11 protein-coding genes and 1 riboswitch are annotated in these 12,167 nt (G+C 33.6%); of the genes, 10 read left to right on the plus strand and 1 reads right to left on the minus strand.

All coding sequences use genetic code 11. The annotated features are described in order from the left end of the window. Positions 1-36 precede the first annotated feature (36 nt). The gene (locus BN2665_RS20605; protein WP_055668995.1) at positions 37-963 is read right to left on the minus strand and encodes a helix-turn-helix transcriptional regulator; all 927 of its coding nucleotides are present in this window, start codon (positions 961-963) and stop codon (positions 37-39) included. A gap of 256 nt (positions 964-1,219) precedes the next feature. On the opposite strand from BN2665_RS20605, the gene BN2665_RS20610 reads away from it, so the two are divergent. From BN2665_RS20610 to lplA, 10 genes are all read left to right on the plus strand, one after another. Beyond that, positions 1,220-2,932 (plus strand): methyl-accepting chemotaxis protein, encoded by a 1,713-nt coding sequence (locus BN2665_RS20610; RefSeq protein ID WP_055668996.1) that lies wholly within the window; start codon positions 1,220-1,222, stop codon positions 2,930-2,932. A 203-nt stretch (positions 2,933-3,135) separates the two neighbouring features. After that, positions 3,136-3,708, plus strand: coding sequence for a TetR/AcrR family transcriptional regulator (locus tag BN2665_RS20615; RefSeq protein WP_055668997.1), 573 nt, complete (start codon positions 3,136-3,138; stop codon positions 3,706-3,708). Between the two features lie 114 nt (positions 3,709-3,822). Continuing rightward, positions 3,823-4,191 carry an HsmA family protein gene (locus BN2665_RS20620; RefSeq protein WP_055668998.1) on the plus strand — a complete coding sequence of 123 codons (369 nt, stop codon included), beginning with the start codon at positions 3,823-3,825 and terminating at the stop codon, positions 4,189-4,191. A gap of 109 nt (positions 4,192-4,300) precedes the next feature. Next, entirely contained in the window at positions 4,301-4,972 is a 672-nt protein-coding gene (locus BN2665_RS20625) for a SanA/YdcF family protein (protein ID WP_154674999.1), read from the plus strand. Positions 4,973-5,057: 85 nt separating this feature from the next. Then, positions 5,058-5,160: riboswitch (glycine riboswitch) on the plus strand. A gap of 295 nt (positions 5,161-5,455) precedes the next feature. Beyond that, positions 5,456-6,556 carry a glycine cleavage system aminomethyltransferase GcvT gene (gene gcvT / locus BN2665_RS20630; RefSeq protein WP_055668999.1) on the plus strand — a complete coding sequence of 367 codons (1,101 nt, stop codon included), beginning with the start codon at positions 5,456-5,458 and terminating at the stop codon, positions 6,554-6,556. A gap of 28 nt (positions 6,557-6,584) precedes the next feature. Further along, positions 6,585-6,968 (plus strand): glycine cleavage system protein GcvH, encoded by a 384-nt coding sequence (gene gcvH / locus BN2665_RS20635; RefSeq protein WP_055669000.1) that lies wholly within the window; start codon positions 6,585-6,587, stop codon positions 6,966-6,968. Between the two features lie 2 nt (positions 6,969-6,970). Beyond that, positions 6,971-8,311, plus strand: a complete 1,341-nt coding sequence (gcvPA, locus tag BN2665_RS20640; RefSeq protein ID WP_055669001.1) for an aminomethyl-transferring glycine dehydrogenase subunit GcvPA — start codon at positions 6,971-6,973, stop codon at positions 8,309-8,311. Beyond that, positions 8,308-9,762, plus strand: a complete 1,455-nt coding sequence (gcvPB, locus tag BN2665_RS20645; RefSeq protein ID WP_278335934.1) for an aminomethyl-transferring glycine dehydrogenase subunit GcvPB — start codon at positions 8,308-8,310, stop codon at positions 9,760-9,762. The genes gcvPA and gcvPB overlap by 4 nt, the downstream gene beginning before the upstream one ends. Before the next feature lie 11 nt (positions 9,763-9,773). Further along, on the plus strand, positions 9,774-11,171 hold the full coding sequence (lpdA, locus tag BN2665_RS20650) for a dihydrolipoyl dehydrogenase (protein WP_055669003.1): 1,398 nt from the start codon (positions 9,774-9,776) through the stop codon (positions 11,169-11,171). Position 11,172: 1 nt separating this feature from the next. Beyond that, a complete protein-coding gene (lplA, locus tag BN2665_RS20655; RefSeq protein ID WP_055669004.1) occupies positions 11,173-12,147 on the plus strand; it encodes a lipoate--protein ligase in 975 nt (324 codons plus the stop codon). The last annotated feature ends 20 nt before the right edge of the window (positions 12,148-12,167 follow it).

Here is a 12,167-nt window from a genome sequence, read left to right on the forward strand (position 1 = left end):
GGTAAATATGACAACTGTATGTCAGATATCATATATTTATTTATATTTTTTTACTATGTTATTAGCTTTATTATATATAATCTCTCTTATATGAGTAGGGGAAAGTACCTCCACTTGATCACCAAAGCTTAATATAGTGTTATAAACCCAATCATCTTCCGAATAATTGACCCTTACCATGGAAGAGCCATCTTCAAAAAAAGTTATATCTTCACCTTCGAACATATCCATTACTTTTCCTGAAACTAGGCTTGAAAACCTCATAACTATCTCAACACTAGGCGCCTTTAGAAAATCTTTATGGCTCCACACCGTTGGGTTAGCTTCGTTTCGAGGTGAAAAGCAGTTATTTGTAGCTTTTAAATCCCGTATACGAGATAACCTGAATATTCTAAAATCCTGTTTAGCTTGGCAGTAGCCATAGAAATACCAACAGTAGGATTTAAATATAATGGTATAAGGTTCTACTATTCTTTGAGAAAAATCTCCTTTAGCATTTACATAATTAAATTCAATTAATTTATTATCATCGATAGTCTCATTAATTAATGTTAGTTTGTTGGACAGAGTATGATTGTAGCCGTAGTAGCTAAAATCCACTATAAATTTATCTTTTTTACTAGGAAGTTCCCTAGTACTGGGAGATAAGATGTCTACTTTGCTTAATGTAGAAGAAAGCTTGTCATCCTTAATAGCACTAGTTATTCCTTTTAAAGCAGCCTTAATGGATAAAATATCCTCTGTCTTTAAAAGATGCTTTTCAAGACGATAATTCTCCATTAAGGAAAAGCCACCATTACTTCCAGCATGTGAGGTAATAGGGAGGCCAGCCATACAGAGATACTCTATATCTCTATAAATCGTTCTTTGAGAAACCTCAAAATACTCTGCTAGTTCAGAGGCACTGATTTTATTTTTGTTTATTAATAATAACACTATACTGATTAATCTATCTATCTTCATTTTATAACACCACTTTTTATAAATTATTAAAATATATAGAATTTTATTAACAAATTTTATAAATTCTTAATTACCAATTATTTTAAATATATGCTATGATATATTTCAGTGGTAAATTTGGACATATTAGCTTTATTTTTCATCATTTGTGCAATAAATCATTGGATGGGTAAATTAAATGGAGTATAATAATTATAGCTTATTTTTATAAGATGATGTGTCGAAAAAAGTTTTAGCACATGGGGGAGGAAACAAAATGTCTTTTTTCAGAAATTTAAAAATTAGAACTAAATTGTACTTAGTTTTTTCAATTAGTACTTTCATGGTTGTATTGGTAGGGGCTGTAGGAGTGTCTGGTTTGTATAAAGTGGACACAAATAGTGATTCCATGTATTATAACAATTTGACGAGTATAAACAATTTACATATCATGAAAGAGCATCTTTTAGACATAAGATTAAACATGGTTACCGCTATAAATTCTTCAGATAAGCAACAACAAGAAGCTGCTATTTCAACTATAAAGAAGCATACAGAAGAAATTGCAGCCATTATAAGTGAGTTAGATAAGGCGAAAATGGAAGCGGATTATGAGAAGGTTTGGAATAATTTTAAAAGCGATATTGATAAGTATAATTTAAATAAGGATAATATAGTTAAAACTTTAAATAGCAACAATAATGATGAAATTAATAAAATTAAAGGACAAGCTAATGATCTTAAAGACAGTGCCTTTGACACTATAAATAAGCTTATACAATTAAATAATGACATGGCAAAGAGGGATAATGATGAAAATAATCTAGTTTTTAAGGGCGCATCTAACTTGATGTTTGTTATACTTATAATAGGTTTTTTAGTGGATTTGGTTTTAGGTTTAATATTATCAAGGTATATGAACAAATCTGTAAAAAGAGGGCTCCAATTTGCAAACGCTTTAGAGAATGGGGATTTAACCTATAGTATTAATGTAAATAGCAATGACGAATTAGGCTCCTTAGTTAAATCTTTGGACAAGGCTAGAGAAAGCATGAGAGGGCTTATATCTAATATGGTAATTCAATCAAATAATGTTAATGCAGCTACGCAAGAATTATCTGCTAATGTAGAGGAAATAACGGCTAAGCTTGAAAATGTGGATAGATTTGCTAAAAGTATAGTTACGGATACAGAGGAAGCTAGTGCTACTACTCAGGAGATATCCGCTTCTATTGAGGAGGTTAATGCCAGTATTAATGAACTATCAGGCAGAGCAGTAGAGGGTAGTGGAGAGTCATCAAAAATAAAAGATAGGGCCATTGAGATTAAAACTAAAGGGAAAGAAGCGAAAATTACAGCAGACGACTTATATAATTCTAAACAGGCTAATATCGTAAGAGCCATTGAAGAAGGTAAGGTAGTAGAAGAGATTAAGGTTATGGCAGATGCCATTGCTTCTATAGCTGAACAAACAAATTTGCTAGCCTTAAATGCTGCCATTGAAGCTGCTAGGGCCGGTGAACAAGGTAGAGGCTTTGCGGTAGTTGCTGAAGAAATAAGAAAATTGGCTGAACAATCCGCAGAGAATGTAGGAAACATTCAGAATGTCATAGTAAAGGTTCAGGGGGCCTTCATGAATTTATCAAATAATTCCCAAGATGTATTGGAGTTTGTAGATAAGAACGTAAAGAGAGATTATGATCTATTAGTGGAGACTGGAGATCAATACGAGGGAGACTCTCAATTTGTTAGTACTATGTCTGAAGAAATAGCCTCTATGTCAGAGGAAATAAATGCAACTATAGAAGAGGTGGCAAAGGTAATACAAAATATTGCAGTTTCTTCTCAACAAACAGCTTCAAATTCTAACGAGATTATGATGAATATAGATGAAACTACAAAGGCTATGGAACAGATCGCCATTACTTCACAAAATCAGGCTAATATAGCAGATAACTTAAATAATTTAATTAATAAGTTTAAAATATAGATTTTTTGAACAAAGCTAAAGAACTAAAAAAGAGCAATTCTTTCTATAATTTTTAGAAGGAATTGCTTTTTTTATGAGTATTATACTTTTAAAAAAGTATCAAAATATAAAAATATACATTAGAAAATTATTACATTGACAAAAGGATATTTAAAGTATTATAATTCAAATGAACGATGTTCATTAAAAATGAGGTGTTAAATTTGGCTAGAGTTATAGACGACCCTAAGGGTCTAATATTAGATACGGCTCAAAACATATTATGTAAAGAAGGTTATGCAAAATTAAGCATGAGAAATATTGCTAAGGAGGCAGGTTTAGCAGTAGGAACCATTTATAATTATTATTCCGATAAAAAGGATTTAGTAATTGGCATGATGGAAGAATATTGGAAAAAATATTTTAAGATACTTGAAGAGATTGAAGCTTCTGAAGAAGATTTTTATTTAAAGCTTAAAAAAGTATTTCATTATCTGCAAGATTTCATAGCTAACTTTAGAGAAATATGGTTAAAAGTTGAGTTCTATAGTAGCAAGGATTATGTAGAGGCGGGAATAGCTAGAGAAGAAATTTATATTGGTAAATATATGAAAAGTATTGAACTATTGCTTATAAAGGAGATATTTAATAATAAACCAGAGCTTTATGATAAAATATCTTCAAGGGAATTATCGGAGTTTATTTCAATGAATTTAATAACCATTGTTCAAATGAAGAATTTTAACTATGAATCTTTTGAAAAGGTGTTAAAAATCATTATTGGAGAACCTTCATAGCAAGATCAGATGTTCTCCAATAGCATAATTATAACTTTAGCCAAGTTATGCAAAGGAATGAACCATGTTCATTTGTAAAATATATTAATTCTTATATTAAAGGGAGGAATTTTCATGTTAAAGTATGCAGTAATATTCATAAATCTAGCTTTAGTTTTCTATACTATAGGTGTATGGAGTGAGAAAAAATCAGGAGAACTTAAATTATGGCATTTAATCATATTTTGGCTTGGATTAGTTTTTGATACAACTGGGACAACTCTTATGAGCAAATTAGCTAATGATGCTTCTCTGTTTAGTTTTCATGGAATCACAGGTCTATTAGCGATTATCTTAATGCTTTTCCATGCTGGATGGGCTACAATGGTTCTATTGAAGAATAATATGGAAATGAAAAATAAATTTCATAAATTTAGTATAGTAGTTTGGGTTATATGGTTGGTACCTTTTATTTCAGGAGCTATATTTGCTATGACAAGATAGATTAGCATATATTATAAATAACTTATGGTCTGTATGTTACGTATATTTATAGGGAAGCATCTTTCCTTAGAGTACATACAGACTTTTATTTGTTTTGGAGGAGAGGGAATTGAAGAGGTTTATGAAGAGAATGGTTATATTTACCCTTGTAAGTTTAGTAATAGGAGCTATTACATTGTTTCTTATTGATAGAAATGTAAGGAAAGAGGGGACGAAATACATAGTAGATATGGATGAGGCTCCAGAAGTAGATGCTATATTAGTGCTAGGAGCTTATGTAGACCCTAAAGGTAATTTGTGTAATATGCTAGAAGATAGGATGAAATATGGTCTAGAATTATATAATAAAAATAAATCCGGCAAGATGCTTTTAAGTGGAGACCACGGCAAAAATTCCTATGATGAAGTTAATGCTATGAAAAAATTCGCAGAGGAAAGAGGAGTAAAGAAGGAGAATATATTTTTAGACCATGCAGGCTTTAGCACTTATGAAAGCATGTATAGAGCAAGGGATATTTTCAAAGCTAAAAAAATATTGATTGTAACGCAGGAATATCATCTTATGAGAGCAGTATATATAGCAAGGAAACTAGGGATAGAAGCCTATGGGGTAGCCTCTGACCCTAGAAATTACTATGGAATTGAATATTATAAAAAAAGAGAGATAATAGCAAGAGTAAAAGATTTTCTCATGGTGAATATAGTAAAACCAAGGCCTACTTATTTAGGGGAAGCTATACCAGTAAGTGGAGACGGAAGGGCTACCCATGATAAGAATTAAAAATATTTAATTTATTCTGATTTTTTATGTTGCAAATACCTCTAGTTGGACATATAATTAAAGTATAAAAATAAATACGGTCTAGATGAGAGTAACGGGAGATATCAATTTTGATAGCCGAAGGAGAAATATAAAGTTAAGCCAAGATCTTTATAGAAGCTTTCAGGCAAAAGGAGCGTTACTTGATAGGACTCTGGAAAGTTTCCTAATAGCTTTTAGGGACGCCGTAGGAGCAATACATTTATAGAGAAGCAACTTCAACTAATAATCTATACATGCACCAAAATAGCTTAAAGATTGCTATTTTGGAACATATATAAATTAAGTTTATGTAGTGTTTCTCTGTGGTAGAATCTCTCAGGTAAATTACAGAGGATATGGTGGCATAGTAGTGTTATGCTTATCATATCCTCTTTTTATAACTATTAATTAATAATTATTATTACAAGATAGTTAAAATTAAAACAAATAGGAGGGAAATTTGTGGAGCATTTAAAGAAAACACCTTTATTTGGTGAGTACGAAAAGTATGGCGGAAAGATAATTGACTTTGCAGGTTGGGCTTTACCCGTAGAATTTGAAGGCATAATAAAAGAGCATAATGCTGTTAGAACTGCCGCTGGACTATTTGATGTTTCCCATATGGGAGAGATTTCTGTTAAGGGAAAGGAAGCGTTAAAGTTTTGTCAACACTTGATAACTAATGATGCATCTAAATTAGAAGGTAATCAGGTACTATATACCCTAATGTGCTATGAACAAGGTGGTGTAGTAGATGATTTACTTCTATATAGATTTTCACAAGAGGATTTTCTTTTAGTAGTCAATGCATCTAATATAGAAAAAGATTATGAATGGATAGTAGAAAATAGTAAGGGCTTTGATGTGAGCGTTGAAAACCTTTCCGATTCTATGTGTCAACTAGCTATACAAGGGCCTAAGGCTGAGGAAATATTGCAAAGGGTGACAGAGACAAAGTTAAAGGAAATTAAATTCTTCTATGCTGATAGAGAGACTCTAATATTTGGGAAGAAATGTTTAGTTTCCAGAACTGGTTACACAGGGGAAGATGGCTTTGAGATTTATATGCAACCAGAAGATTTAGTATATCTATGGGAAAATCTATTGAAGGAAGGAGAGCGCGATGGTCTAAAGCCTATAGGGTTAGGTGCCAGGGATACTTTAAGATTTGAAGCTAATCTACCCTTATATGGCAATGAAATTTCTTCAGAAATCACCCCTATAGAAGCAGGATTAGGCTTCTTTGTTAAATTGGATAAGGAAGAGTTTATTGGTAAAGAGTCTTTGAAAAAGCAAAAGGAACAAGGAGTAACACGAAAAGTTATAGGCTTTGAAATGCTTGAAAGAGGGATACCAAGGCATGGATATAAGGTATTTAAGAGCGAGAAGGAAATAGGCTATGTGACTACAGGATATCTTTCTCCAACCTTAAATAAAAATATAGGTTTAGCTCTTATAGAGACAGAATTTACCGCTTTAGGAGAAGAGATTGAGATTCAAATCAGAAATAAGAATATAAAAGCAAAAACTATAAGCAGAAAATTTTATATAAGACAAAAATAATTAAAAAAAGTAAAAAGGAGAGATGAAAATGGTAGTATTAAATAATCTTTTATATACTGAAGAACATGAATGGGTAAGAGTTGAGGGAGGTAAAGCTTATATAGGTATTACAGACTATGCTCAAAAGGCTTTAGGTTCTATAGTATACGTAGAGCTCCCAGAGTTAGACGCTGAATTCTCAAAGGGTGAGGGCTTTGGAGTAGTTGAATCAGTAAAGGCAGCTTCAGATATTTATATACCTGTAAGTGGAGTGATTATAGAAGCTAATGAAGAGGTAGTAGATGATCCGGGGTTAATAAATAGTGCGCCTTACGATAATTGGCTAGTGTGCGTTGAGTTAAAGGATATGGAAGAGATAGAAGGACTCATGAAGCCTGGGGCTTACGAAGAATTTTGTAATAAGGAGGAATAATTATGCACCCTTATATGCCTAATACAGATAAAGATATAAAAGAAATGCTCCAAACTATTGGAGTAAATTCTGTAGAAGAGCTTTTTAAAGATGTGCCAGAAGAAGTAAAGCTAAACAGGGAGCTAAATTTACCTAACAGCTTTTCAGAAATAGAAGTAAGAAAAATTATTGGAGATATTGTTAAAAAGAATAAAAGTACTGAAGATATAACCTGCTTTTTAGGTGCAGGAGCTTATGACCATTATGTGCCTTCTGTTATTAAGCACTTAGTAGGAAGATCTGAATTTTACACTGCTTATACCCCTTATCAGCCAGAGATAAGTCAAGGAACCTTACAAGGGGTTTTTGAATATCAGACTATGCTTTGTAATTTAACAGGTATGGAGGTTTCTAATGTGTCCATGTATGATGGGCCTACAGCTGGGGCTGAAGCCGCTATATTAGCTTCTACCTCTAGCAAGAGAAAAACCATATTGGTATCTAAAACTGTAAACCCAGAGACAAGAAAGGTGTTAAAAACCTATCTTAAGTTTAGAGATATAAATCTAGTAGAGATTGAAGAGAAAGAAGGGGTTACTGATTTAGAGTGTTTAGAGAAAAATCTAAATAATGAAGTGGCTGCAGTGCTTATACAATATCCAAATTTCTTTGGGATAATCGAAGAAGTAAAAGATATAGAAAGGGTTACTCACTTAAATAAGTCACTTTTAATAATGAGTGTAGATCCTATCTCCTTAGGAATATTAAAAAGTCCTGGAGAACTTGGAGCTGATATTGCCATAGGTGAAGGTCAAGCTTTAGGAGGAAATATGAATTTTGGTGGACCTGCCCTAGGCTTCATGGCGGTAAATTCAAAGCTCATGAGAAAAATGCCAGGAAGGATAGTAGGTGAGACTGTAGATATAGAGGGCAAGAGAGCCTTTGTATTAACCTTACAAGCTAGGGAGCAGCATATAAGAAGAGAGAAGGCTACTTCAAATATATGCTCAGATCAGACCCTAAATTCTATTGCAGCAGCTATATATCTTGCCACTTTGGGCAAGAAGGGTATAAAAGAATTGGCTGCCCAATGCTTACAAAAATCCCATTATGCCTATAATGAGCTATTGAAAACCGGAAAATTTAAGCCCTTATTCAATAAGCCTTTCTTCAAGGAATTTGCTATAAAATTAGAAAAGCCTGTGGATGAGATAAATAATAAATTGCTTGAAAAAGGAATATTAGGTGGCTATAACTTAGAAAAGGCTAATTATGATTACAAAAATTCTATGCTTCTATGTGTAACAGAGCAAAGAAGTAAGGAAGATATCGATAGACTAGTAAAAACTATGGAGGTGATATAATGAGTTACAATAAATTCATCTTTGAATTATCCTCAGAAGGAAGAAAAGCCTATTCACTTCCACCTTTAGATGTACCCGAAGTAGATGTTAATGAATTACTTCCAAAGGATTATATAAAGGAAGAAGAGCTAGGGCTTCCAGAGGTAAGTGAATTAGATGTAATAAGACATTATACCCTTTTATCAAAAAAGAATTATAGTATAGATGCAGGGTTCTATCCTTTAGGCTCTTGCACCATGAAATATAACCCTAAGATCAATGAGGATGTGGCAGCTTCACCTTTGATTTCAAAACTTCATCCTTATCAACCAGAGGATACTATTCAAGGAGCTCTAGAAATTATGTATAATCTATCAGAAGCTCTTTGCGAAGTGGCAGGCATGGATGGTTTTACCTTGCAACCAGCGGCAGGAGCCCATGGAGAAATGACAGGACTTATGCTGGTTAAAGCCTACCATGAGAGTAGAGGAGATTTAAAAAGAACAAAGATAATAGTACCAGACTCAGCCCATGGCACTAACCCTGCCAGTGCAGCTGTAGTAGGTTTTGATGTGGTGGAGATAAAATCTAACAGCGATGGCTCTATAAGTTTAGAAGCTTTAAAAGCGGTTTTAAATGATGAAATTGCAGGGTTAATGCTTACTAACCCAAGTACTCTAGGACTTTTTGAAAAAAATATAAAAGTTATAGCAGACTTGGTTCATGAAGCTGGAGGATTACTATATTATGATGGAGCAAATATGAATGCCATCATGGGTATTACAAGACCAGGGGATATGGGCTTCGATGTATGCCATTTAAATCTCCATAAAACCTTCTCTACACCTCATGGCGGCGGAGGGCCAGGAGCAGGTCCAGTAGGAGTTAAGAAGGAACTAATTCCTTATTTACCAGTGCCCTTCATAGAAAAGAAGGATGAAAAGTATTATTTAGATTATGATAGGCCAGAATCTATAGGTAAGATAAAGAATTTCTATGGCAATTTTGGAGTACTAGTAAGAGCCTACACTTATATATTAAGTTTAGGTGGTAATGGATTAAAGGCCGCTTCAGAGAATGCGGTATTAAACGCCAATTATATGAAAGAAAGATTAAAAAATAGCTATAAGCTTGCTATAGATGAAGTTTGCAAGCATGAAGTGGTGTTTGCAGGCATAAAGAATAAGGATACAGGAGTAAGCACTCTTGAAATTGCTAAGAGACTTATTGATTATGGCTTCCATCCACCAACTATATACTTCCCTCTTATAGTGGATAGTGCTCTTATGATTGAGCCTACAGAAACTGAGAGTAAAGAGAGTATGGATGTCTTTATAGAAGCCATGGAGGCTATAGCTAAGGAAGCAGAAGAAAATCCAGAAATATTTAAAACTGCTCCACACAATTCTCCTGTAAGAAGACTAGATGAAGTAAGAGCAGCAAGAACTCCTATTTTAAAATGGAGTAAGTAGGAGGAAGGAAAATGGATAAAAGGATAACAGTAATTGGAGGTGGACCTGGTGGCTATGTAGCTGCCATCAGGGCTGCCCAGCTTGGAGCAAAGGTTACTTTAATAGAAAAAGAAGCCTTAGGAGGTACCTGCCTAAATAAGGGCTGCATACCTACTAAAGCTCTTTACAGGAATGCTGAAGTCATAAATAATATGAAAAACTCAGAGGAGTTTGGTATCATCCTAGAGGACTTTAAAATAGAAGTGGAAAAAATACAACAAAGAAAAAATTCCATAGTTAACCAATTAGTAACCGGTGTAGAACAGCTAGTTAAGGCTAATTGCATTGAGGTTAAAAAGGGTAGAGCACTTTTAGAAAGTCCTAATTCCGTAAAAATCATATATGATGATGAAAATTTTGAAATAATAGAGGCTGATAATATAATAATTGCTTCTGGCTCTAGCAGTTTCATACCGCCTATAGAGGGAGTTAATAATGAGGGTGCTATAACCAGTGAAGAAATATTGAACTTCAAAGAAATACCCCAGGATCTTGTGATAATTGGCGGCGGGGTTATAGGAATGGAGTTTGCAGGCATATTTAATTCCTTCGGCAGCAAAGTAACTGTGGTGGAAGCATTACCCTCTATATTAAACATGTTGGACGGAGATATAGTAAAAAGACTAACACCATCCCTTAAAAAGAAGGGGATAGATATCCATGCCTCTACTCTAGTAAAATCCATTGAAAAGCAAGAGGAAAAGCTTATTGTAAAGGTGGAAGGAAAAAAAGGAGAGTTCACATTAGAAGGTGATAAGGTTCTAATAGCCACAGGAAGAAAGCCTAATGTAGAGGGATTAAATCTAGATTTTATAGGTATTGAATATGATAAAAAAGGAATCAAGGTAGACCAAAATTATGAAACTAGTGTTAAAGGAATATATGCCATAGGCGATGTAAATGGTAAATGGATGCTAGCCCATGCTGCTTCCCATCAAGGGATGGAAGTAGCAGAGCGGATTATGGGCATAGACCATAAAGGCAGTGAATTAATCCCTAATTGCATATTTATTTTCCCGGAAATATCTTCTTTAGGGGCTAGAGAGGAAGACTTAAAAAACAATGGAGTAGTCTATAAGACCAGTAAATTCCTCTTCGGAGCCAATGGAAAAGCCCTAGCTTTAGGGGAAGGAGAAGGCTTTATTAAGGTAATAAGTGATGAAGACAATAGGGTAATAGGAGTTCACATATTAGGACCCCATGCCTCAGACCTTATTCATGAAGCAGTAGTAGTTATAAATAAAGAACTAAAAGTAGAGGATATAAAGTCTATGGTTCATGCTCACCCTACCTTATCTGAGGCTTTTTATGAAGCAGTACTTGGACTTAACAATGAGGCCATACATTTAGCGCCAGCTAGGAGGAAATGATATGAGATATATTGATAATACAGCTATAGATCCTTATTTTAATTTAGCTGCAGAAGAATACCTTTTAAAGCATACCGCAGAAGAATATTTTATGCTTTGGAGGGACGAACCCTGCATCATAGTAGGAAAAAACCAAAATACACTATCTGAAATCAATTTAGACTATGTAAAAGATAATCATATAAAGGTAGTGAGAAGGCTTACAGGGGGCGGCGCAGTTTTTCATGACTTAGGCAACCTAAACTTCACCTTTATAGTTAACGATAATGAGAGCTTTAATGATTTTTACAAATTTGTAGAACCTATAATAGGAGTTCTAAAGGAGTTAGGAGTGGAAGCAAAATTTTCAGGAAGAAATGATTTGCTCATAGAAGATAAAAAATTCTCTGGCAATGCTCAATGCAAGCATAAAAAAAGGGTTATGCATCATGGCACCTTGTTATTTTCCTCAAATATGGCAGACCTAACGGGAGCCTTGAAGGTAAAGGATATAAAATTTTCAGATAAAAGTGTTAAATCTATAGCTAGCAGAGTTACCAATATATCTAATCACTTAAAAAATCCCCTAACAGTGTTAGAGTTTAAGGATAATATATTTAAATATATTATGAAGGAAGAAGGAAAAAAAGTAGAGAGCTTCACTGAGGAAGAAATAGAAATAATTAATAAATTAAAAGAAGAAAAATACTCTACTTGGCAGTGGAACTTTGGACATTCACCTAAATATAATTTTTATAATGAAAAGAAATTCCTAGGTGGTATGGTAGAAGTAAACATGGAAGTAATTAGAGGAGTAGTAGAAGAAATAAAAATTTATGGAGACTTCTTTGGAAAACAGGATATAGAAGATTTAGAAAAGCTTTTAAAAGGCAAAAATCATAATCTAGAAGATATCTCTCAGACTTTAGAAGAATTTGATTTAGATAGTTACATGAGCAACATCAGCAAGGAGAATCTTGTGGAAGCGCTTTTTTAAGTCATCATTTATTTTGTTGT

This window comes from Desnuesiella massiliensis (genome assembly GCF_001403615.1).
Lineage (GTDB): Bacteria > Bacillota > Clostridia > Clostridiales > Clostridiaceae > Desnuesiella > Desnuesiella massiliensis.